The sequence below is a fragment of the Desulforapulum autotrophicum HRM2 genome (genome assembly GCF_000020365.1).
In the GTDB taxonomy this organism is placed as follows: Bacteria; Desulfobacterota; Desulfobacteria; order Desulfobacterales; family Desulfobacteraceae; genus Desulforapulum; species Desulforapulum autotrophicum.
Window position 1 is genome coordinate 2,853,866 of sequence record NC_012108.1, and the last position, 22,282, is coordinate 2,876,147.

General features: G+C 50.0%; 19 protein-coding genes. 9 read left to right on the forward strand and 10 right to left on the reverse strand.

Going from position 1 to position 22,282, the window contains the following annotated elements:
• Positions 1-108 precede the first annotated feature (108 nt).
• On the reverse strand, positions 109-1,416 hold the full coding sequence (locus HRM2_RS12430; RefSeq protein ID WP_232364012.1) for an aminomethyltransferase family protein: 1,308 nt from the start codon (positions 1,414-1,416) through the stop codon (positions 109-111).
• Positions 1,417-1,644: 228 nt separating this feature from the next.
• Between HRM2_RS12430 and lpdA the strand changes: the two genes are divergently transcribed.
• Positions 1,645-3,078 (forward strand): dihydrolipoyl dehydrogenase, encoded by a 1,434-nt coding sequence (gene lpdA / locus HRM2_RS12435; protein ID WP_015904360.1) that lies wholly within the window; start codon positions 1,645-1,647, stop codon positions 3,076-3,078.
• Positions 3,079-3,225: 147 nt separating this feature from the next.
• On the opposite strand, the gene HRM2_RS12440 is transcribed toward lpdA, so the two are convergent.
• The 6 genes from HRM2_RS12440 to HRM2_RS12465 all read right to left on the reverse strand — a co-directional run bounded on the left by HRM2_RS12440 (position 3,226) and on the right by HRM2_RS12465 (position 9,001).
• Positions 3,226-3,669: an Lrp/AsnC family transcriptional regulator gene (locus tag HRM2_RS12440; RefSeq protein ID WP_015904361.1), complete on the reverse strand. Its 444-nt coding sequence runs from the start codon at positions 3,667-3,669 to the stop codon at positions 3,226-3,228.
• Between the two features lie 68 nt (positions 3,670-3,737).
• The gene (locus HRM2_RS12445) at positions 3,738-4,451 is read right to left on the reverse strand and encodes an ABC transporter ATP-binding protein (protein ID WP_015904362.1); all 714 of its coding nucleotides are present in this window, start codon (positions 4,449-4,451) and stop codon (positions 3,738-3,740) included.
• On the reverse strand, positions 4,451-5,224 hold the full coding sequence (locus HRM2_RS12450; protein WP_015904363.1) for an ABC transporter ATP-binding protein: 774 nt from the start codon (positions 5,222-5,224) through the stop codon (positions 4,451-4,453). The genes HRM2_RS12445 and HRM2_RS12450 overlap by 1 nt, the downstream gene beginning before the upstream one ends.
• Positions 5,224-6,534 carry a branched-chain amino acid ABC transporter permease gene (locus HRM2_RS12455; protein ID WP_015904364.1) on the reverse strand — a complete coding sequence of 437 codons (1,311 nt, stop codon included), beginning with the start codon at positions 6,532-6,534 and terminating at the stop codon, positions 5,224-5,226. Before HRM2_RS12455 ends, HRM2_RS12450 begins: the two co-directional genes overlap by 1 nt.
• Before the next feature lie 28 nt (positions 6,535-6,562).
• Positions 6,563-7,477: a branched-chain amino acid ABC transporter permease gene (locus HRM2_RS12460; protein WP_015904365.1), complete on the reverse strand. Its 915-nt coding sequence runs from the start codon at positions 7,475-7,477 to the stop codon at positions 6,563-6,565.
• A 342-nt stretch (positions 7,478-7,819) separates the two neighbouring features.
• Positions 7,820-9,001, reverse strand: a complete 1,182-nt coding sequence (locus tag HRM2_RS12465) for an ABC transporter substrate-binding protein (protein ID WP_041273242.1) — start codon at positions 8,999-9,001, stop codon at positions 7,820-7,822.
• Between the two features lie 342 nt (positions 9,002-9,343).
• On the opposite strand from HRM2_RS12465, the gene clpB reads away from it, so the two are divergent.
• Complete coding sequence (gene clpB, locus HRM2_RS12470; RefSeq protein WP_015904367.1) at positions 9,344-11,923, forward strand: ATP-dependent chaperone ClpB; 2,580 nt, start codon at positions 9,344-9,346, stop codon at positions 11,921-11,923.
• Here the strand turns inward: clpB and HRM2_RS12475 are convergent.
• The 3 genes from HRM2_RS12475 to HRM2_RS12485 form a co-directional block, all read right to left on the reverse strand.
• The gene (locus HRM2_RS12475; RefSeq protein WP_015904368.1) at positions 11,918-12,967 is read right to left on the reverse strand and encodes a sigma-54 interaction domain-containing protein; all 1,050 of its coding nucleotides are present in this window, start codon (positions 12,965-12,967) and stop codon (positions 11,918-11,920) included. The genes clpB and HRM2_RS12475 overlap by 6 nt on opposite strands.
• A complete protein-coding gene (locus HRM2_RS12480; RefSeq protein WP_015904369.1) occupies positions 12,964-13,365 on the reverse strand; it encodes a response regulator in 402 nt (133 codons plus the stop codon). The genes HRM2_RS12475 and HRM2_RS12480 overlap by 4 nt, the downstream gene beginning before the upstream one ends.
• 85 nt (positions 13,366-13,450) lie before the next feature.
• Entirely contained in the window at positions 13,451-14,383 is a 933-nt protein-coding gene (locus tag HRM2_RS12485; RefSeq protein ID WP_015904370.1) for a calcium/sodium antiporter, read from the reverse strand.
• Between the two features lie 287 nt (positions 14,384-14,670).
• On the opposite strand from HRM2_RS12485, the gene HRM2_RS12490 reads away from it, so the two are divergent.
• The 7 genes from HRM2_RS12490 to HRM2_RS12520 all read left to right on the forward strand — a co-directional run bounded on the left by HRM2_RS12490 (position 14,671) and on the right by HRM2_RS12520 (position 22,225).
• A complete protein-coding gene (locus HRM2_RS12490) occupies positions 14,671-15,684 on the forward strand; it encodes a 3-oxoacyl-ACP synthase III family protein (protein ID WP_015904371.1) in 1,014 nt (337 codons plus the stop codon).
• 1 nt (position 15,685) lies between these two features.
• Positions 15,686-16,894, forward strand: coding sequence for a protein GlmU (locus HRM2_RS12495; RefSeq protein WP_041273243.1), 1,209 nt, complete (start codon positions 15,686-15,688; stop codon positions 16,892-16,894).
• A 24-nt stretch (positions 16,895-16,918) separates the two neighbouring features.
• The gene (gene glmM, locus HRM2_RS12500; protein ID WP_015904373.1) at positions 16,919-18,310 is read left to right on the forward strand and encodes a phosphoglucosamine mutase; all 1,392 of its coding nucleotides are present in this window, start codon (positions 16,919-16,921) and stop codon (positions 18,308-18,310) included.
• Between the two features lie 12 nt (positions 18,311-18,322).
• Positions 18,323-18,718 carry a PilZ domain-containing protein gene (locus HRM2_RS12505; protein WP_015904374.1) on the forward strand — a complete coding sequence of 132 codons (396 nt, stop codon included), beginning with the start codon at positions 18,323-18,325 and terminating at the stop codon, positions 18,716-18,718.
• Between the two features lie 124 nt (positions 18,719-18,842).
• A complete protein-coding gene (locus HRM2_RS12510) occupies positions 18,843-20,534 on the forward strand; it encodes a bifunctional sulfate adenylyltransferase/adenylylsulfate kinase (RefSeq protein WP_041273932.1) in 1,692 nt (563 codons plus the stop codon).
• Positions 20,535-20,666: 132 nt separating this feature from the next.
• Positions 20,667-20,969, forward strand: coding sequence for a helix-turn-helix domain-containing protein (locus HRM2_RS12515; RefSeq protein ID WP_015904376.1), 303 nt, complete (start codon positions 20,667-20,669; stop codon positions 20,967-20,969).
• Positions 20,966-22,225: a type II toxin-antitoxin system HipA family toxin gene (locus HRM2_RS12520; RefSeq protein ID WP_015904377.1), complete on the forward strand. Its 1,260-nt coding sequence runs from the start codon at positions 20,966-20,968 to the stop codon at positions 22,223-22,225. The genes HRM2_RS12515 and HRM2_RS12520 overlap by 4 nt, the downstream gene beginning before the upstream one ends.
• Positions 22,226-22,282 lie beyond the last annotated feature (57 nt).

A 22,282-nucleotide genomic window follows, 5' to 3' on the forward strand; every position in this document is an offset into this window, starting at 1 on the left:
CTTACCTCCTTATCGTTTTTATATGAAACACTCACCGAAGCTTCATCAGTGGAGGTGTTTCAGACTTCGTTGTGGCCGGATACCATCTATCGCTCCGGCCGTGCCGGTTTATATAAAATTACTTATCTTCTGCCGCGCCGTACGATGGGGACGCACGTCGGTTACAAGGGTCACAGTCAGGGTTCGTTTGTTCTCCTTGAGCACCACTTTGCTACCCATCTCCAGAGGGCTTTTTACCCGGATAAAACCGCAACTGAGCCCTTTGGGAACAAACCCTTCGGGCCGGTCAGGCGAGGTAATGCTGATAATCTTCTGGTCAATCCACCCGATGCCCATGTCCGTTGCACAGGTCAGCACATTGCCCAGCAGGTTGCCCTCAAGATCAAACACCTGGGCCTTTTGTCCCGACGACACCTTTCTAAGATTCTCGCCCACAAAGGCATGGGTGTAATAGGCATCTTTGGGATCAAGCAACGCCTTGTCGCCGATGAACGCCTTGGTAAATCCGGACCCGTCGGGTTTTAGTGACAGGGCAAACATCCATGGATGGTTGATGAACTTCCACGATCCGATATCCTGGTGGGAAAGGGGCAGCACTGCGCCTGCCCGCAACGAGTCCCTGGCCCCAAGTCCGCAGGGGATGACATTGTACGACCGGTCCTGCCCAAGGATGTCGGTCCAGAGATCAACAGCCTTTTCAGGGGCAATGAAAATCTCAAACCCGAATTCACCGGTGTAGCCCGATCGGGAAAGCAGCACCGGGGTGCCGTCGGTGAGCACCACCTGGGAAGACGGACTGAATGCAGGATCCATATGCCCCTTAAAGGAAAAGTAGGGCATGGTATCAAACACCTGTTCCGGTGATTGGATCAGATGCTTGAGAATGCGCAACGAATTTTTTCCCTGGATGTCGATCTTGGCAATCTTGCCCGTGAGGTCTTTGATGACCACATCAAGTTTTTTTCCATGCCCGGCAAGATGGGCTGTCACTGTTGCACCCATGCCGGCATTAACGCAGACCATAAAATCCCCAGGCCCAATGCAATAAACAATAGCATCATCTACCGTATGGCCCTGTTCGTCAAGGATGGCACCATACACACACCTTCCCTGGGCAAGACTGGCAAGATCCCGGGTATGGCAGCGCTGGAGAAGGGCCAGGGCATCGTTGCCCCTGACCGTCACACAGGCCATGTGGCTTGTGTCAAAAATGCCTGCTGATTCAAGGACCGCAAGATGTTCATTCTTGACCCCTGTTTCGTACCAAAGCGGCATGTCAAAACCGCCGAATTCGGCCATATTGGCGTTGTTCTCCCTGTGCCAGCGGTTCAACGGTGTGGTCTTAAGCATGTTTCCCATGGTGTTAACCTCGCTGTTTTTTGCATTTTTGTTCGTAACTTGAGTTTGATCTTTCATGCATTTCGCAGTAACGTGTTTATAAAATAAGAACATTTTATTAAAAAAATAGCAATTGCGATTAAAGATAAATCCATGAAAGACTATTTAGTTACAAATTGATCTTATAGTCAATTAAATTATTGTTTTTTTAAATTATTGGAAATATATATATTAAAAATTGATTGATTCAACTATATTATCTTTAATAAATCTCAATAGCCACCCCTGAAAAACTAAGGAGAAAAGATGGCAGAGCAAATAGCAATCATTGGTGCAGGCCCTGGCGGTTACGCGGCAGCCTTACGGGCGTCATCCCTTGGGGCAAAAGTAACCCTGGTTGAACGAGAGGGGGTCGGCGGGACCTGTCTCAACTGGGGGTGCATCCCCTCTAAAATCATGAAAACCACGGCAGACCTGCTGTTGAAGTTCAATGAAGCGCAAAAATATGGCATCAATGTTCAAGGCCCGGTGGCACTGGACATGGTTGCCCTGATGGCAAGAAAACAGGCCCTTATCCAGACCCAGCAGCAGGGGATTCTTTCCCTGCTCAAAAAGGGCAGGGTTACCGTTCTAATGGGCAGGGCAAAGATCAAGGCCATGGGCCTGTTAACGGTGACCGACGATTCCGGCACCAGGACAGAGATTGCCTTTGACCGCTTGATCCTTGCAACCGGAACCATTCCTCTGAATGTCCCGGCCTTTGCATTTAACGGGCGGACCATCCTTTCCAGTAACGATCTTCTATCGCTCAAACAGATACCACCATCAATCATCATCGTTGGCGGTGGGGTAATCGGGTGTGAATTCGCCTTTATCCTCGCAGCCCTTGGTTCAGCCGTCACCGTTGTGGAAGCCATGGATCGCCTGCTCCCCCTTGATTCCGTTGACACAGCCTGTTCCAAACTCCTGTTGCGGGAGATGAAGAAAAGAAAGATCAAGGTAATCCTGGACCGGAGCGTCACCACCTGTGAACCCCATGACAGGGGCGTCAGTGTCATGGTGGGTGCCTCACCCTTTTCAAACCTGAAAACCGGTGCAACGGTCACGCCGGTCAAGATCGAGGTGTCTGCCATGGCTGTCTGCATCGGCCGCACACCCCTTTCAAAGGATCTCGGACTTGAAGCCATTGGCCTTAAAACCGATGGGCAAGGGTGGATTCCGGTTAACGACGCCATGGAAACAACGATCAAGGGTGTCTATGCCATCGGCGATATCACAGGCCCAGCAAATATCATGCTTGCCCATGTGGCCACCCATGAAGCCATGGTAGCTGCAGAAAATGCCACAGGGGGAACCCGGACCATGTCCTACAATGCCGTACCCAACGCAATATTTACCATGCCTGAAATCGGGACGGTGGGCCTTTCAGAGGAAGGGTGTCAAAAAAAAGGAATTGATGCACAATGTTTTACCGTTAATTTCAGAGCCATTGGCAAGGCCCAGGTCATGGGAGAGATAGCGGGTGAGGCAAAAATCGTACTTGAACGACCGTCAGGCCGGGTGCTCGGTCTTCACCTGATCGGCCCCCATGCAACCGATCTTATTGCAGAAGGCGCACTTGCCGTAAAAAAGGGGCTCACCATTTCAGATCTTGCTGAAACCATACATGCCCATCCGACCCTTGCTGAAATCGTGTCGGAACTGGCACTCAAGGCCACGGGCAAGGCCCTTCACGGTTAGAGAACCGGCTGACCGAAAACCCGTGTTTGGGCAAAAAATTGCCCATATGCAAGGCGCAAAAAATTCTGAAACCGGAGCGTACTATAGTACGTGAGGATTGCAGGATTTTGCAGCAACGCCGCAGATGGGTGAGTTTTCGTTCAAACACTATAATACATAGGGCACCTTCATGTTAAACGACTTATAAACCACAAAAGTTTCAACAGAACCAACCCCCTCAACTGTGGAAATCTCGTCCGTGTAGAACTCAAGGAGCCCAAATCCGGGCTTTAACAGCACATGGACCATGAGGTCGTAGCGGCCGGTAACAACGCTTACGGAAATGACCCCGCGAAGATTGGATATCTCTTCGCCTTTTTTGACAAGGTCCATCTCTTTAAGCTTGATGCCGATGATAACGGTGTTATGACCGGGGATGGCAGAGGGGTCAATTCTTCCGCAGATATCCAGAATGCCCTCATCTGTCATCCGGTTAACCCTTGCCCGCACGGTGTTTTCTGTAATGTTGAGCAGTTCTGAAATAGCCTTAAAGGATTTGCGGCCCTCCCTTAATTCCTTGATGATCCTGATGTTGACCTTGTCTATTTTCATTTCACTCTCAAGGGTTCACGGCTACCCCAGCAAGGCTGCCGTGAACCCTGTCTATTCCGGATTAAAAATTACGCCCCAAGATAGGCTTTTTTTACCTCGGGATCAATCAGCAGATCGCTGGCCTTTCCCTCGAGCACGATGTTGCCGTTTTCAAGCACATAACCCCTTTGGGCAAATTTCAAGGCAAGCCTTGCGTTCTGCTCGACAAGCAGGATGGTGGTTCCCAGCCGGTTGATTTCCTTTAAAGCCTCAAACATGTCAAGCATGAGAAGGGGGGCAAGGCCCATGGAAGGTTCATCCAGAATCATGATCTTTCTGCCGCTCATATAGGCCCGGCCCACGGCCAGCATCTGCTGTTCACCGCCGCTCAGGGTTCCGGCCAGCTGATTCTTTCGTTCATCCAGCCTCGAAAAAAGATCAAACACCCATTTTTTGTCCTTGACCATCTGGTCCCTGTCTTTTCTTGCAAAACAGGCAAGGGTCAGGTTCTCCGTGACCGTCAGGTTGCCAAAGATCATCCTTCCTTCGGGAACATGGGAGATGCCAAGCTTTGAAACCACTTTGTCCGTGCTGTATTTAAGGATATTTTCACCATTAAATTTTATGACCGACCCGTGGACGGAGGGAATCATTCTTGAAATGGCCCTCAGGGTGGTGCTTTTACCAGCACCGTTGGCGCCGATTATGGTGACGATTTCCCCCTTGTCCACGGAAAAACTGATGCCGTGGAGGGCCATGATGTTATCGTATGCGACAGTCAAATTTTCTACAACAAGCTGCATCAGGTTAAATCCTCCTTGCCAAGATACGCTTCGATCACCTTGGGATTATTCTGGATCTCCTGGGGAGGTCCCTCAGCAATAATTTCGCCAAAGACCAGCGTTTGAATGTACTCACAAAGCTCCATCACAAATTTCATTCGATGTTCGATTAGGAAAATAGCCACCTTGAATTCCTGGTGCACCTTTCGGATGATTTCAATCATCCGGACAAGTTCGTCTGGAGTCATGCCGGCCGTGGGTTCATCCAGAAACAAAATTTTGGGATTAATGGCCATGGCCCTTGCCATCTCAACCCTTCGCTGGGCCCCATAGGGGAGATTTCCAACCTTTTGCCGGGCAAACTGGGCAATGTCGAAAATCTCAAGCAATCGAAAGGCATTTTCCTCGATCTCTTTTTCCTGGCGCCTGCAGGCAGGGGTATTAAAAAAAGCGCCCAATAGGCCGTAGGTGAGCTGGGAAAAGTGGGCCATCTTGATGTGGTCGAGCACATTCATGTGGCGCCATAAAAGAAGATTTTGGAAGGTTCTGCCAAGGCCCAGGGCGGCGATCCTATGGGTCTCCATGCCCTTGATGGATTGACCGTTGAGCATGATCGATCCCTGGGAGGGGGTGTACACCCCGGTGATCAGGTTAAAAATGGTGGTCTTGCCGGCCCCGTTAGGCCCGATCAGTCCGTTGATCTGCCCTGGTTCAATGGTGAGATTAAAGTCGTTGACGGCCCTGAGCCCGCCAAAATAATGGGTCATACCTTTGACCTGGAGAAGCGGTGACATTATTGGCGACCTCCTTGGCTTGACAGGACATTTTCGGTCTGATTATTTCCAGGTTGACGGTTTCTGGATCTCATGAGACCTTTAATGTTGAAATCCGTAAACGAGATAAGGCCGTGGGGACGAAAAAGCATGACCAGGATCAGAATCAAAGGAATAATAATCCATTTGAACAACTCAAGGGGCCGCAGGGCTTCGCCAAGGACCGAGATGCTCACGGCTCCAACAATGGAGCCCCAGATCGAATTGAGACCCCCGAAATAGACCATGGCAAGGATTTCGGCAAGTTTTTGAATGCCAAAGGTGGCAGGATTGACGTAGCGCAGCACATGGGCAAAGAGTCCACCTGCAATTCCAGCCCAGAAGGCGCCAAACATGAATGCCGTCATCTTTGTCTTGCGGGTGTTGACGGTCATGGAATCTGCAGCAGGCTCGTTGTCCCTGACCGCGTTAAGGGCCTTGCCCATGGTGGAACTGACAAAGTTGTTGATAATCCAGATGGAGATGGCCATCCAGGCAAACACCACGGGCAGCGAGGCATAGTTGGGCTGACTGCTCATGCCCCTGGGGCCACCCAGGACCTCCAGGTTCTCGATGGCGCTCTTGACAATGAACATAAATGCAAGGCTGATGATGGCCAGGTAATCTCCCCGGGTTCGAAACGAGGGAATGGCAACGACCAATGATCCAATGGAGGCCACAAAACCGCCTGCAATCAGAATCAAAGGAAACATCCAGGGACCCAGCCAGGCCGGCAGAAGGGCCGCACCAAATAGTTTGTCATCGGCAAAAAAAAGCAGGGTCAGGGCCGATGAGGTGTAGGCACCAAGGGCCATGAACCCCGGATGGGAGCAGGAAAATTCGCCCTGGTATCCGTTGATAATGTTGATACTGATGGTCAGAATCACCGACACCATGGTCAGTTTCAGCACCAGAACCCTGTAGTCGTTGATGTCTGCCCAGATGTGAAGCACCCCGTAAAAAGCTGCAAGATGAACCAGGGTCGCAATCACCAGGGGTAAATGCTCAAGCAGGCCTGCCAGCCGGTTTGTCAACGGAGCCGTTAATTTTGCCACAAGGATGACGGGCACAGTGTAGATCAGAAGGTCATAGGCAATGACGCTGGGGATCATCATGGGATCCTTGAACATGATGAGGGTGCCGAATATGGCCGGAATTTTTGGCAGACCGAGGTAGTAGGAGGCGGCATCCCCGAGGAAATATTCCAGGGTTGCCGCAACAAAAGCGCCCAGAATCCACCCCAGAAGCGGAACCGTTCCAAGGGATCTCTTTATCTTTTTTATGGTTTCCATTTGCTGTCCTGTTGAATAGGGGTTAACGCTAGAGCCTTAGACTTGCACTGTGGGCCATTCCAAAAAATCCCCTGGGTCGAAAGGTGAGGATGACAAGAATGATCGAGTAGGCAATCAAATCCCTGAAGGTTGAGGGAAATATCATGGCCACGAAAATTTCAATGAACCCGAGCATGTAGCCGGCCAGGGCCGCGCCCATGATGGATCCCCTTCCACCAAGGATGGCTGCAACAAAGGCCTTCCATCCAATGAGAATACCCATGTAGGGGTCAAGAACGGGATAGGCCTGGCCGTAGAGGATTCCTGCAACCGATGCAAGCCCTGCACCAATGGCAAAGGTGAGGGGAGCAATAACGTTGATGGACACCCCCATGAGGGGAACAGCAAGGAAATCATAGGACATCGCCCGCATGGCCATGCCCCACTTGGTTTTCTGGATGAAAAGATGCAGCCCAAGCATGAGAAGAAGGGAGATCACAACGATCATCACCTTGACATTGGTCACATAGATACCGCCAAAATTGTAGGTGATCGATTCGATCAGGGGCGGAAAACTGAAACGCTTTGCCCCCAGAATGATGAGGTTGCCCGTCTCAAAAATGATACCGATCATGAGTCCTGTAATGGCGGCCGAAGCCCTTGGCGCACCCCGGAGGGGCCTATAGCCCACAACTTCGACAAACACGCCCACAAACGAGGCAAGGAACATGGTGATGACCACGGTGAAGATAAAGATGAGCCACCCCGGCATGATGGCGGAAAAAAGCGTCAGAAAAAGGGTTGCCACGCCAAACCCGATATATGTCCCGACCATGAAGATATCGCCGTGGGCAAAGTTAAACAGCATCAGAACGCCGTAGACCATGGAGTATCCAATGGATATCACGGCGTAGAAGCTTCCCCACTGCAGGGCGTTGATCAGGTTCTGAAGAAAATAATCCATTGACCGGCTCCTGTTGATTCGTAAAAAATTAAAATCTTTATAACCGTCATGGCCGGAGCATGGTATCTGCTCTGGCCACAACAAATGATACACTCCTCGGATTGCAATGCTTCGATGGGAGTTCTATATAAAAAAACGTAAAAACTGCCGCCGGGCCGTTTTTTGGGCCGGGCGGCAGCAGAATGTTCCTACTTACTGCCCGACCGAAAACCCGTGTTTGGATGAAAACTTGCCCAGATGCAAGGCGCAAGCAAAGCTAAAACCGGAGCGTACTGTTGTACGTGAGGATTTTGGCTTTGTGAAGCAACGCAGCAGGTGGGTGAGTTTTCGTTCAAACACTATTTACTCGGGGCAGATGGATTTATAGAATTCATACTCACCCTTGTCACTGATGCGAACGATGACAGCACACTTTTTGGGGTCTCCCTCTTCAGTGAAGGTCATGTTCCCGGTGATACCTGCAAAATCCTTGATGGTTGCAAGGGCGTCACGAACGGCCTTACGGTCTGTTTTGATCTTGCCAGTAAGTTTACCTGTTTTTTCAATGGCGGCCTGGGCAAGGCGAAGGGCATCCCAGGTCAGGGCAGCCACATCATCGGGCACATATCCATAGGTTTTATTATACCGGTCGATGAATGCCTTGGTTTCGCCCTTGGCACCGGCTGCAGCATAGTGGGTGCTGAAAAACTGACCATAGCAGGCCTCGCCACACAGCTCGATCGTTTCGGCAGATCCCCAGGAATCGCTTCCCACAATGGGTCCTTTCCATCCAAGGGCCTTGGCCTGCTGAACGATGAGGGCAACCTCGTTGTAGTACTGGGGGGTGAACAACACCTGGGCGCCGGACCGACTGATCTTTGTCAGCTGGGAACTGAAATCGGTATCCTTGGTGGTAAAACTTTCATAGGCAACCACAGATCCTGGACCGTGGAGCTCTTCCCAGGACTGCTTAAAGAACTCAGCAAGTCCCTTGGGGTAATCGCTGGCCACATCGTAAAGCACGGCAGCCTTGTCAAAACCGAATTCCGTGGTGATGAACTTTGCCACAACAGGACCCTGGAAGGGGTCAAGAAAGCAGCCCCTGAAAACATAGGGCCGGTCCTTGGTGGTTGCGGGGTTGGTGGACCAGGGGCTGATCATGGGGGTTTCGTAGTTGTTGGCCACATCTCCTGCCGGAACAGCCTGCTTGGAGGACTGGGGGCCTACGATGACAAGGACGTCATCCTGGGAAATCATTTTTGTGTTGGCCTTTACTGCAGACTCAGCCTTTGACTCGTTGTCCTCAATGACCAGTTCCACGGGATATTTTGTACCGCCGACCACAAGGCCACCGGCTTTTTCAATATCCTCAATCCACATCATGGCGGCAAATTTTGTTCCCTCCCCGACTTTGGGAATGTCGCCGGTCATGGGGGCATTGATACCGATTTTAATCGTTGTTTTTCTGCCAAAGCTCCACGCATTTGTTGAAACCACCATTAAGACTGCGGAAAATGCCATTGCTAACCACGCCAATTTCCTCATGCTACCTCCTTGTCTTTTAGAGTAAATTAAATTATCATCAATAATCGCCAAAAGTCAGTCGTTTAAAGACTTTTAGCGGATACCATACCGGGGTTTTCAAGGCAACACAAATATAATTCAACCAATTTTCCAAGGGGTTGTAGAAATATATTTTTTTTAAAAACTCTATAAAAAATTATTCGTCAAACAATGAACAGCGCAAATTAGCAACACAATTATCATGAAAACATAAAAAATTATATTTTGCCATCTTTTGTCCGATTGACACCTATTTAAAACGTATTACTATAGCAACAGGATTACATAAACTCATACTTTTAAATAAATAAAATTGGAGATCCCATGAAATTTGACAAACTCACCATCAAGTCCCAGGAATTGATCCAGACAGCCCATGACCTGGCACTTAGAAAAAACAATCAGGCCATTGATCCCGTGCATTTCCTGAAGGCCATTCTGCTGGATGACCAGGGAATGTCCACGGCCATCCTCAATAAAATCGGTGCTTCAACCGACAATCTCATGACCTTTACCGACCAGGCCATTGATGCCCTTGCAAAGGTGGAGGGGGGAGGGGATCTTTTTTTATCGGTTCCTTCAAAAAAGATCCTGGATACCGCCTTTGTTGAGGCAGAGGGTATGAAGGATCAGTATGTGAGCCAGGAACATATCCTTCTTGCCCTTTGCATTGCCAAGGACAAGCCCCGTGAACTCTTGAACAAAGAGGGGGTCACCAAGGATAAAATCCTGACCGTTCTAAAGGAGATGCGGGGGGGCCAGACCATTGATTCGCCCAATCCTGAGAATACCTTCCAGGCCCTTGAAAAGTACGGCAGGGACTTGACCGAACTTGCCCGACTGGGAAAGCTTGACCCGGTCATCGGAAGGGACGATGAGATCCGACGGGTGGTCCAGGTGCTTTCAAGGCGACGTAAAAACAATCCTGTGCTCATTGGCGAACCTGGCGTTGGAAAAACCGCCATCATCGAAGGGCTTGCCCAGCGAATCGTTGCTGGCGATGTCTCTGAAACCCTGAGAAATCGACGGGTAGTCGCCCTGGACATGGGAGCGCTTCTTGCCGGTGCAAAGTTCAGGGGTGAATTTGAAGAACGGCTCAAGGCCGTATTAAAAGAGGTGGAACGGGCTGAAGGTCAGGTGGTCCTGTTTATTGATGAGCTCCACACCGTGGTTGGTGCCGGCGCATCTGAAGGATCGGTGGACGCTTCTAACATGCTCAAACCTTCGCTTGCCAGGGGAACCCTGCGATGTATTGGTGCGACAACCCTTAACGAATACCGTCGTTACATTGAAAAGGATGCGGCTCTGGAGCGTCGATTCCAGCCGATTCTGGCAAAGGAACCCACGGTTGAAGACACGATTTCCATCCTCAGGGGCTTAAAGGAAAAGTATGAGGTGTACCATGGGATAAGGATCAAGGATTCGGCCCTTGTGGCAGCAGCCACCCTGTCAAAACGCTATATCACGGACCGTTTCCTGCCGGACAAGGCCATAGATCTCATTGACGAATGCGCCTCAAGACTCAGGATCGAAATCGACACCATGCCCGTTGCCATTGACGAACTCCAGCGACGGATGGTCCAGATCGAAATAGAACGCCAGGGGCTGAAAAAAGAGACCGACCCGTCGTCAAAATCCCGGAAAGAGAAACTGGATCGGGATCTTGCCGAGATCAACGAGGAAATCCGACCCATGCGGCTCCATTGGGAAAATGAAAAACGGCTGATCCAGGAAATTGGCAAGATCCGGGAAGAGATCGACAATGCTGTAACCCTGGCAAAGCGTGCCGAGCGTGAGGGTGATCTTGCCCGTGTGGCAAAAATTCGGTATTCAACCCTTGCCGAGTTCCAGACCCAACTGGACAAGAAAAAAGCTGATTTAAGGCTCCTCCAGGCCGAGCGCAGAATGCTCAAGGAGGATGTGGAAGAGTCAGACATTGCCGAAGTGGTTTCCTCGTGGACCCATATCCCGGTTGCCACCATGCTCAAGGGTGAACGCGAAAAACTGATTCACATGGAAGAGGCCCTGGAACAAAGGGTTATCGGTCAGAAAGACGCCATCAAGGCCGTTTCAGATGCCGTGCGCCGGGCCCGATCTGGGCTAAAACCCCAGGATCGGCCCATTGGGACCTTTATCTTCATGGGGCCCACAGGTGTGGGTAAGACAGAGTTGACAAAGGCCGTTGCCGAATTCATCTTTAATACAAAGAATGCCATGGTAAGGATTGATATGTCCGAATACATGGAAAAACATTCGGTGGCAAGACTGATCGGTGCCCCTCCGGGTTATGTGGGATACGAAGAGGGTGGTTATCTCACCGAGGCTGTTCGGCGTCAGCCCTATTCCGTTGTTTTGTTTGACGAAATTGAAAAGGCCCATCCCGATGTATTCAACGTGCTGCTCCAGGTGTTAGATGACGGACGAATGACCGACGGCCATGGCAGAACGGTGGATTTTACCAACACCATTCTCATCATGACCTCCAATGTGGGGTCCCGCATGATCCAGGAATCAGGGGGGAAAGATATCCAGGACAAGATCAACCAGGCCCTGTCCCAGACTTTTAAACCTGAATTTTTGAACCGTATCGATGAGATCATCGTATTCCACGGACTTGAGATGGAGCACATCAGGGCCATCGCATCCATCCAGATCCAGCACCTGAACCAGCGGCTTGAAGCAAAAAAGATAGCCATTACCCTTGACGAGGCCGCCATGGCATTCATAGCACAAAAGGGGTTTGATCCTGTGTTTGGCGCACGTCCCCTCAGGCGAGTGATTCAGCAGGAGATCGAAAATCCGCTGTCCCTTGAAATTTTAAAGGGAACGGTGGTTGAAGGCCAGCAGGTAACCTTTACCGTTGACCCAGGGAATACAAAACTTGTCCTGGGTCCCCGGTCATAGGGATTTTTTGGGAGGCTCCAGGCCCAGGTCACTGATCTTGTATAAAAGGGTCTTGTAACTGATTTTAAGAATTCTCGAGGCTTTGGACCGGTTCCAGGCGGTTTTATCGAGCACATAGCCGATGACTTCCTTTTCAACCCGGTCCACGGCCTTTTTCTTGATTTTCTTGAGGGACAGATCCTCAAAAATGCTCTCTGCACTTTTTGAGACATCAAGAAATTCAGATATCATGGGAAAGGGGGCAAGGGGATGGCTGACTCTCCCAGGCTGAACAATTGGCGAGGGGCTGTCTGCATTGGAAGAGGTCAGTTCTTTTATGACAAGATTCCAATTGTTGAGGACCACCTGTTTTTTAATGCTGTTCTGGAGCTGCCGCACATTGCCGGGCCATGGAAAGGCGCACAATTGCTCCATGGTTTGCTCGTCCGGCCGTTCTATGATTCGGTCGGGATACTGGGAGGCATAAAGTTCAAGATAATAGTCAACCAGGGGAGGGATATCATCGGGTCGTTCCCGCAACGGCGGAATTTCGATCTTGATGATGTTAAGCCGGTAGAACAGATCCTCCCTGAACTCCTTGTTCTTGATCTTTTCCTCAAGGTGACAGTTGGTTGCCGCAATGACCCAGGCGTCGGTGGAAATGTCCTGTTCAGATCCCAGGGGAGAAAATTCTCCGCTCTGGAGAACATGGAGAATTTTGGACTGGAGGGCCAGGGGCATATCCCCGATCTCATCAAGGAAAAGAACCCCCTTGTGGGCCATCTCAAATTTTCCCCTTCTTTTTTTCTGGGCCCCGGTAAAGGCCCCCTTTTCAAAACCGTAAAGTTCACTTTCAAGAAGAGTCTCGGGAAGAGCTGCACAGTTGACGGTCACAAAGGCATTTTTTGACCGGGGGGATTCCCGGAACAATGCCTTGGCCACCACCTCCTTGCCAACGCCTGTTTCACCCGTAATGACAATATTAAGACAGGTATCGGCAACATGGCTGATCAACTCCCGGATCTTCTGTATCTGCGTGCTTACTCCAATGATGGGTGGATTCATTTTTCGTCTTGTCTGGTAGATTTAGGGTTCGTAAGAAGTTTCATTAAAAAACGTTCAATCTCAAACAGATCAATGGGTTTGTTCAGTACCATATCAGCGGCCGCCTCCGAGGCAAGGGCACCGGGATGGTCCCCCCAGCCGGTGATGGCGATAATCCTCGTATCCGGGGACAGTTTCCGGGTAATGGTTATCAAACCCACGCCGCTGATATTGGGCATCACAAGATCAGTGATCAGGGCATGGAAATCTTTTGAACCCTGCTTGAGTATTTTCAGGGCATCCAGACCGTTGGTTGCTGTTTCCACCTCATATTGGGGCAGGGCCGAAAAAAATTCATTGAATGAAAGAAGAATATCCTCGTCATCTTCGACTATCAGAAGCCTGAACGGTTGAACCATGAAAGCCTCTCTTTTATTTGTTAAAATCGATTGTTACTTTTTATACATATAAATTCCACTTAGCAAGCAAAAATTAAAGCTTTTTTTACTTGACATAGGAAATAAGCAGATAGCTGACAAAAGAAAAAATCAAGACAAACCCGGTTTTTCTCCCCATCTGACCTTTTAGTATGGCAATCAGGGCAAAGAGCATTGCAATGGCGACCATACAGGGAAATTCAAAGACCAACAGCTCTTTTTCAACGGGCATGGGGTTTAAAATACCAACAACGCCCATGACAAGGCAGATGTTAAAAAGGTTGCTGCCGACCACATTGCCCACGGAAAGGTCACTCTCACCCCTGGAGGCGGCAACGGCAGATGTGGCAAGCTCAGGAAGCGAGGTGCCAAGGGCAACAACCGAGATGCCGATAAATGCCTCGGACAGCCCAATTCCCCTTGCCATGACAATGGCCGACTGAACCACCATTTCAGCACCCTTGGCAAGTCCCACAAGACCTGCCACCATGATCAGACAGTTGATGGCAATGGCCCTTGGTGAAGATTCCCGGATACGCTTTTGTCCATTTTTTTCTTTGGAATTTTTGATGCCGAAAAAGAGAAAGACGACCAGCAGAACCAGCAGAATCACCCCGTCCCCATAGCCGATATATCCGTCCATGCACAGAATCCAGAAAACAAAACTGGCCCCGAGCATATAGGGCAGATCAAACCGGATGATCTGACGGTTGATGGTTATGGGTTTGATCATGGCACTGATCCCAAGAACAAGGGCGATGTTGATTACATTACTGCCCAGAATGTTGCCCACTGAGATTCCGCCTGCCCCCCTGACCGAGGCCACAAGGCTCACAAGAAGTTCAGGCGCTGAAGTGGCAAAGGCCACCACGGTGAGCCCCACAACCACTGGCCGGATGGAAAGAAGCAGGGCCGTTGAGGCAGCCCCTCTGACCAGAAATTCTGATCCTGCATACAGCAGGACCAGTCCTATAAACAAAATTCCAACATCACTCAGCACGACTTTTCCTTTTTTTCGTTATGTTAATGTTCCTGGCTATTGCCTTGAACAACGATCTGTTGTAATAAATAAAATTCATTAAGTTTAAAAAAAGTTAACAAGTAAATAGTGGTTGACCGAAAACCCGTGTTTGGGCGAAAAATTGCCCATATGCAAGACGCAAGAATTTCTGAAACCGGAGCGTACTACTGTACGTGAGGATTTCAGAAATTTGCAGCAACGCCGCAGATGGGTGAGTTTTCGTTCAAACACTAAATACCAAAAACCAAGAGTAAAGGGAAGCATATATGAAGAAATCAATCATCAGGGCAACGGGACGGGCACTCCCTTCCCGCCTTGTGACCAACGAAGATCTGACAAAGATGATGGACACCTCAGACGAGTGGATCCGCCAGAGAACCGGAATCGAACAGCGCTACTGGATCCCGGAAGGAGAAGAAATGGGGGTGTCTGATCTTGGCCTTGATGCCTCTAAAATTGCCCTTGAACGGGCCGGATGGACCCCGGAAGATCTGGATTTCATCATCTTTGCCACCCTGAGCCCGGACATTTTTTTCCCAGGCTCCGGCTGTCTTCTCCAGGCAAAACTTGGCCTTAATTCCACCCCGACCCTGGATATCCGCCAGCAGTGCACCGGGTTTCTCTACGGGCTTGCAACGGCCGACGCTTACATCAAAAGCGGGCTTGCAAAAAAGGTTCTGGTGGTTGGCGCCGAAGTGCACAGCACGGGCCTTGACAAGAGCACCCGGGGCAGGGATGTGACCGTGATCTTTGGCGACGGAGCCGGTGCGATCTGTGTGGAAGGAGTTGAAACAGATGAAAACGTTGGCGTACTTGCCGCATGTCTCCATACCGACGGCTCAGGGGCAGATTCCCTTATGACTGAGCTGCCTGCGTCCCGGCTTCCAGAAAGGATGCCCCAAGGCGTTCCCATGGATGATGCCCGCTATTTTCCTGTCATGGACGGTAAAAAAGTCTTTAAAAAGGCGGTTCGAAAACTTCCAGAGGTGACAAAGGAAGTCCTTGATAAAGCAGATATTTCCCTTGACCAGATCGACATGTTCTTTCCCCACCAGGCAAACCTGAGGATCAACCAGGCATACCAGCAATTCATGAAGATTGACGAGGCAAAGGTTTTCAACAACATCCAGCGTTATGGCAACACCACTGCCGCAAGCATCCCCATTGCCCTTGATGAGGCCCTTGAGCAGAACCGGGTCGGCAAGAAAAACGATACCGTCCTTTTTCTGGGTCTTGGTGCCGGTCTTACCTGGGGCGGGGTTCTCTACCGGTTCATGTAATATGGATACCCGAACAACAACAAGGCTATTGATGGAAAGGGGTGTCATTGTCCCGGATCCCGGTTCAGTCTACATTGGTGACGATGTGGATATTGACAGGATCTCAGGAACGGGTGTCACCCTCCATCCCGGTACCCGGATTATTGGAGAAAAAACCCTGATCATGGCCGGGGCCACTATTGGTTCTGAAGGACCGGTGACCCTGGATAACACCCGGGTCGGACCCGACACCCAGCTCAAGGGCGGTTTCTTCCAGGATGCCGTATTTGCAGGCAAAAACGTCTTTGGATCGGGCGCTCATGTCAGGGGAGGAACCATCCTTGAAGAAGAGGCTTCGGCTGCCCACACCGTGGGCCTCAAGCAGACCATCCTCTTTCCCTTTGTCACCCTGGGAAGCCTGATTAACTTCTGCGACATCCTCATGGCCGGCGGCACCAGCCGCAAAGACCACAGTGAGGTGGGCAGTTCTTTCATCCATTTCAACTACACCCCCAACCAGGACAAGGCCACCCCTTCCATGCTCGGCAACGTTCACCAGGGGGTGATGCTCAACCAGCGACCCGTGTTTATGGGCGGGCAGGGCGGCCTTGTGGGGCCCTGCAGACTTGCCTTTGGAACGGTCACGGCAGCCGGCACCATCTGGAGAAAAGACGAAACAAGACCCGATCGAATCCTGTTTGGCGGTGCATTAAAAGAGGGTTCTATCCCCAGAAAGGCGGGGGTCTACACCGGACCCGGCAGGATCTACACCGCCAACTGCAGCTACATCGCAGGGCTGATCAGCCTGATGAACTGGTATCGGATTGTCAGATCCCTCTTTGTTGTTGATCACCTTTCAGAGGCACTGTTCCTTGGCATGCGAGAGACGCTCCAGTCGTGCATTGACGAACGGATCAAACGCCTGGGGGATTTCTGCACACGACTGAACGCTTCCAGAAAAATCCTGCTGTCCAGATCCAGGGGGGAAACAACAGAACTCATCCGCATCCACGAAGCCATCATCCAGGGCTGGCCTCGAACCTTAGAAATCCTTGCCAGGGAAGCCTGCCACGACCATTGCAACACCGTGCCAGAACCTTTTTTAAAGGCAATTACCAACAAGGGCAGCTATATTGAGGCCATCAAGCATCTTGATACAGACACAGCTTTAACAGGCAGCAACTGGCTTCAAACCATTAAACTTTCAATCATGGAAAAAATCAAACTTTAACATCGGTAAACTACAGGGTTATGAATGGGAAAACTATTTGGTACTGACGGCATCCGGGGATTTGCCAACATTTACCCCATGACGGTTGAGGTGGCCCTGAAAACGGGCCGGGCAGTGGCACGCTTTGCAAAAGAACACGGGGGCACCGTTGTCATCATCGGCAGGGACACTCGGCGTTCGGGGGATATGCTGGAAGCTGCCCTTGCAGCAGGCATCTCGTCCATGGGCATCAATGTCCTTGAAGCCGGTGTGATTCCCACCCCGGGGGTGGCCTTTCTCACCGCCACGGTCAAGGGGGCAGGGGCCGGCGTTGTTATTTCAGCCTCCCACAACCCCTTCCACGACAACGGGATAAAAGTCTTTAAATCCGGCGGCTTAAAGCTTACCGATCCAGAAGAGGCAAAGATCGAATCCTACATCTTTGATGCTGGCCCTGACCGGGCAGATTCCAGTATTTGTGAACCAAAGACTTCTGATTCTGCCATTGAGCCGGGAACCATATCCACGATTTCCAACGCTTCAGCACAATATGCCAATTTTCTTACATCCTGCTACCAGCGTGACCTTGATAAAAACACACCCGACCAACCGCTGAAAATCGTTGTGGACTGCTCCAATGGTGCCTCGTTCAAGGTCGCCCCCATGGTGTTTCCAACGCTTGGGTTTGAGACGCAATTCATATTTGACACCCCGGACGGCAAAAACATCAACCACAACTGCGGGTCCCAGCACACAGAAACCCTTGCCAAAAGGGTGATTTCAACAGGTGCTGACCTGGGACTTGCCTTTGACGGGGATGCCGACCGCCTCATCGCCATAGATGAACAAGGGGTCAAGCTCACCGGGGACAAAATCCTTGCCATCTGTGCAAACCATGCAAAGGCCCAGGGTCGGTTAACCAACAATCTGGTGATCACCACGGTCATGAGCAATATTGGACTGTCCAAGGCCCTGGAGCGACTCGGCATCGACCATATTAAAACAGGGGTCGGCGACAGGGAGGTCTTAAAAGAGATGTGGGCCACGGGGGCTGTCATGGGCGGCGAAGATTCCGGGCACATGATCTTTTCCGAATTTCACTCCACAGGCGACGGCATTCTTTCTGCCCTCTGTCTGATCCGGGTGATGGTGGACACAAACAAATCCCTTTCAGACCTTGCCACCATCATGACCGTTTATCCCCAGGTGCTCATGAACGTTGAGGTGGATCCCTCAAGACCCGACTTCATGAAAATCGAGACCATTGCCCGGGAGATCAAACGGGTGGAACAGGCCCTGAACAGCTCAGGCAGGGTACTGGTACGCTATTCCGGCACCCAGCCCCTTCTCCGGGTAATGGTTGAAGGTCCGGACCTTGAAGCAACCAAGTCCCATTGCCAAAGCATCTGTGACGCCATAAAACAGGCATCCATCTAAAGGAAATAAAAGTTGAAGAAACGAAACTGCAAACGGTTTAACGTCACTGGAACGACCCTGTTTTACCGGAAAAAACCGCTGCTATGGGGAAAAGGTGAATTCTCCCAGGATTATTATCCTGTCCTTAACATGAGCCGGGGAGGGCTTAAGTTTCTCAGCAACCACAAGATTTCAGTCGGCTCCAGCCTCACCCTCAAAATCAACATTCCCGGCCTTGATCAACCCAAAAAGATCAAGGCGGTACTGCGGTGGATCTCCCGGAATCGTGAGCAAAGCTATCGATACCAGAACGGGGTCTCGTTTAATGCCTATGGCACTGGCCGAAAAGAAAACCCCGTGGAAATCCTGGACTTTCTAAAGACACTTGAGTCTGATTTGGATCTTGACAAACCAGCCCACGCTTTATAAATGTAACGGTGCTTTTTTGTAATCCACCAAGCGGAGCTATGCAAATTACAGAACCGAATTCCTGACCCTGAAAAAACAAACAACGCCAACAAGAAAAGCCTTACCCTGAAAGGATGAAAACATGATGCCGACAGATACGCCTGTAAATCTTATTGTTTCAGAAGAACGCCAGGCAGTTCTTAAAAAGCTTTCTTCCACCATGCCGGACATCATCCTGAACCATCGCCAGATCTGCGATTTTGAACTGCTGACCACGGGGGTATTCTCACCCTTGACCGGGTTCATGACGCAGATTGACTATGAATCCGTGCTGGACCGCATGCGACTTGGGTCAGGCGAGCTGTGGCCCATCCCCATCTGCCTGGACATACCGGAAAATCTTGCCGCAAGCCTTGAAACGGGTCAGTCCGTCGCCCTGAGGGACCCGGAAGGCTTTCTACTTGGCATTATAGACATCCAGGACATCTGGCCCCTGGACATGGAAAAGGAAGCTCTGGCCATATACGAAACCCTGGACCGAACCCATCCAGGTGTGGATTACCTGTACAACAAGTCAGGAAAATACTATGTTGGCGGCAAAATCCAGACATTAAGCCTTCCCATCCATTCTGATTTCAAGCAGATCCGGAACACCCCAGCCGAGATTAAAAACATTTTCTCCAAACTAGGTTGGAAGCGGGTGGTCGGTTTCCACACCAGGCAGCCCATCCACAGACCCCAGTTTGAAATGACCATCCAGGCCATGCAGAAAGCCAAGGCCAATCTCCTGCTTCTGCCCATTGCAGGGGTATCAAAACCCGGAGACTTTGACCACTTTACCCGCATGCGCTGTTACCAGAAGGTGGCGGCCCACTATCCGCCGGATTCCTATCTGCTGAACCTTCTTCCCCTTGCAATGCGAATGGCCGGCCCAAGGGAGGCAGTCCTCCACATGATCATTGCCAGGAACTATGGCTGCACCCACTTTGTTATCGGCCACCAGCATGCCTCTCCTGGCAACGACGCCAACAATACCCCTTTTTACCAATCGGAAGCAGCCAAGGAACTTATCCACAGCGCCGCCCAGGAACTGGGGGTTGCAACCATCACCTTTGAGGAGATGGTCTATCTTCCCTTTGAGGATGAATATAAAATCGCAAGCCAGGTCCCGAAAAAAACAGACACCATCACCCTGACCGGCACCGACATCCAGCGAAGAATCCGGGCAGGCAAAAAAATCCCGGACTGGGCAACCTTCCCGGAGGTGCTTCAGGAACTCCAGAAATCCTGCCCGCCCCCGTCAAAACAAGGGCTGACCGTGTTCTGCACAGGACTTTCAGGGGCTGGAAAATCCACCATTGCCAAAATTCTCTATTCAAGATTCCTGGAACTTGGCACCAGACCTGTCACCCTGCTCGATGGTGACATAGTCAGAAGAAACCTCTCCTCAGAACTCAATTTCTCCAAGGAGCACAGGGATATAAACGTTAAAAGAATCGGATTTGTGGCGGCAGAGATAACCAAAAACCGGGGCATTGCCATCTGTGCCCCCATTGCCCCCTATGAAAAGACACGCACTGAAATCAGAAGTTTCATTGAGGCCCACGGCGGTTTTGTCGAAGTCCATGTGTCAACCCCCATTGCCGAGTGCGAAAAAAGGGACCGAAAAGGCATGTATGCCAAGGCAAGGGCAGGGCTGTTAAAAGGGTTTACCGGCGTGGATGATCCCTATGAAGATCCTATCAATCCCGAACTTCGCATTGACACCACAAACCTCACCCCGGAAGAAGCGGCCCAGGAGGTCATGCTTTACATCAGCCAGAAGGGGTTTATTTAATGCCACTGCCATGGATAAAACCCAATAACACCAATAAGCCAAGCCTGACCCCATTATTATTTGACAATATCATATCATTTATATATACCTTAAAAGCATAATAGATAACATACTATCTTTAGTCTACATGATATGATCATATTTGAAATTAAAACCCCCGTCGAGGTGGCCAATAGATTGTCCATAAAGGCCAAGCAATTGCGACTTGAAAAGAAATGGACCAGAAAAACCCTCTCCGAAAGATCCGGAGTTCCTGAAGCGTCTTTGAGACGATTTGAAGATACCGGCAAAATATCTTTGGAAAGTTTTTTAAAACTGATGTGTGCATTGGGTAGATTAGATGAAGTGGAGACTTTGTTAAACCCACTGAAAATCAAGTCCATCGACCAACTGGAAGAACAGACAAAACCTCTGCCTAAACGAGGAACAATTTGAAAGTTCTTAATGTCTATTTAAAAAAATCATCCTCTGACAAGATCCTTGTTGGAAAAATTGCAGAGAATCAGAAAACCCTTTATTTCCAGTATGATCCTCAGTTTTTGTTAAAATCAATTCAGCTGTCGCCCTATAAACTGCCGCTTCAATCAGATGCCTTTGAACATAAGGATAGAGAGTTTAGTCCTGTTTTCGGGCTATTTGATGATTCTTTACCTGATGGATGGGGCCTGTTGTTGATGGATCGGTACTTACAAAGAAAGGGTATAATTATTGATTCTTTTTCGGTATTGGATCGACTTTCTTTTTTAGGTCATTCCACGATGGGGGCTCTCGTTTATGAGCCGTCCATGGCACATGATTCTTTTGACCAGTTGGTTGATCTTCAAACCATGGCAGAACATTCCCGGGAAATCATTAAAAGTGAAAGTGTAGAGATTATCCCTGAGCTTATGAGAATGGGCGGCAGTCCCCAGGGGGCCAGACCCAAAATAGTTGTCGGCCTCAAAGGAGACCAACTGATTTCAGGTGCCGATGACTTACCTGAAGGCTATGAGCACTGGTTGATAAAATTTCCATCCCCAAAAGATACCAAAGACTCTGGAAGAGTCGAAATGGCCTATTCCCTCATGGCCAGAAGTGCCGGTATACAAATGCCTACAACTCGTCTATTTGAGGTTGAATCAGGAGACGCCTTTTTCGGTATTAAACGTTTTGACCGAAAAGGCAATAGAAGATTTCATGTTCATTCTTTAGGGGGGGTGCTTCATTCCAATTTCCGGATTCCGGAATGTGATTACAGCATATTTCTCCGAGTCGTTTCGGATTTGACAAAAAACCAAACAGAAGTTGAACGGGGATTCCGGCAGATGGTGTTCAACATCATGAGCCATAACCGGGATGATCATGTCAAAAATTTTGCTTTCATGCTTAATGCAAATAATGAATGGACCCTGACCCCGGCATATGACCTGATCTATTCCGGTGGGCCTGGTGGTGAACATACTATGAGTGTGCAGGGTGAAGGAAGAAACCCGGGGCTTGAGCAGGTTAAACAGATTGGTACTGGTATCGGTTTCAAAGATTTTAAAGTCCGTAATATTATAGAAGAGGTTGCCGAGGCCATTCAATCATGGGAAAGGTTTGCCGGTACAACTGGCGTTTCAAAAAAAAGTATGACATTAATTCAAAAGAAATTGAGTGAAAACATCCAATGCTTTTGTTCCAGACCCACACATGGACCGTCCCCGTTCTGATTAGGGCCGAAGCGTAAGAAAATCCAATACCACCAATAAGCCAAGCCTGACCCCAAT

Bases quoted from the DNA above. Each gene is read 5' to 3' on its own strand.
- glmM (WP_015904373.1), top strand. From the start codon at position 16,919: ATGGGAAAACTATTTGGTACTGACGGCATCCGGGGATTTGCCAACATT.
- HRM2_RS12480 (WP_015904369.1), bottom strand. From the start codon at position 13,365: ATGGTTCAACCGTTCAGGCTTCTGATAGTCGAAGATGACGAGGATATT.
- HRM2_RS12475 (WP_015904368.1), bottom strand. From the start codon at position 12,967: ATGAATCCACCCATCATTGGAGTAAGCACGCAGATACAGAAGATCCGG.
- HRM2_RS12515 (WP_015904376.1), top strand. From the start codon at position 20,667: ATGATCATATTTGAAATTAAAACCCCCGTCGAGGTGGCCAATAGATTG.
- HRM2_RS12440 (WP_015904361.1), bottom strand. From the start codon at position 3,669: ATGAAAATAGACAAGGTCAACATCAGGATCATCAAGGAATTAAGGGAG.
- HRM2_RS12495 (WP_041273243.1), top strand. From the start codon at position 15,686: ATGGATACCCGAACAACAACAAGGCTATTGATGGAAAGGGGTGTCATT.
- HRM2_RS12450 (WP_015904363.1), bottom strand. From the start codon at position 5,224: ATGTCACCGCTTCTCCAGGTCAAAGGTATGACCCATTATTTTGGCGGG.
- HRM2_RS12510 (WP_041273932.1), top strand. From the start codon at position 18,843: ATGCCGACAGATACGCCTGTAAATCTTATTGTTTCAGAAGAACGCCAG.
- HRM2_RS12460 (WP_015904365.1), bottom strand. From the start codon at position 7,477: ATGGATTATTTTCTTCAGAACCTGATCAACGCCCTGCAGTGGGGAAGC.
- lpdA (WP_015904360.1), top strand. From the start codon at position 1,645: ATGGCAGAGCAAATAGCAATCATTGGTGCAGGCCCTGGCGGTTACGCG.
- HRM2_RS12465 (WP_041273242.1), bottom strand. From the start codon at position 9,001: ATGAGGAAATTGGCGTGGTTAGCAATGGCATTTTCCGCAGTCTTAATG.
- clpB (WP_015904367.1), top strand. From the start codon at position 9,344: ATGAAATTTGACAAACTCACCATCAAGTCCCAGGAATTGATCCAGACA.
- HRM2_RS12455 (WP_015904364.1), bottom strand. From the start codon at position 6,534: ATGGAAACCATAAAAAAGATAAAGAGATCCCTTGGAACGGTTCCGCTT.
- HRM2_RS12430 (WP_232364012.1), bottom strand. From the start codon at position 1,416: ATGAAAGATCAAACTCAAGTTACGAACAAAAATGCAAAAAACAGCGAG.
- HRM2_RS12445 (WP_015904362.1), bottom strand. From the start codon at position 4,451: ATGCAGCTTGTTGTAGAAAATTTGACTGTCGCATACGATAACATCATG.
- HRM2_RS12490 (WP_015904371.1), top strand. From the start codon at position 14,671: ATGAAGAAATCAATCATCAGGGCAACGGGACGGGCACTCCCTTCCCGC.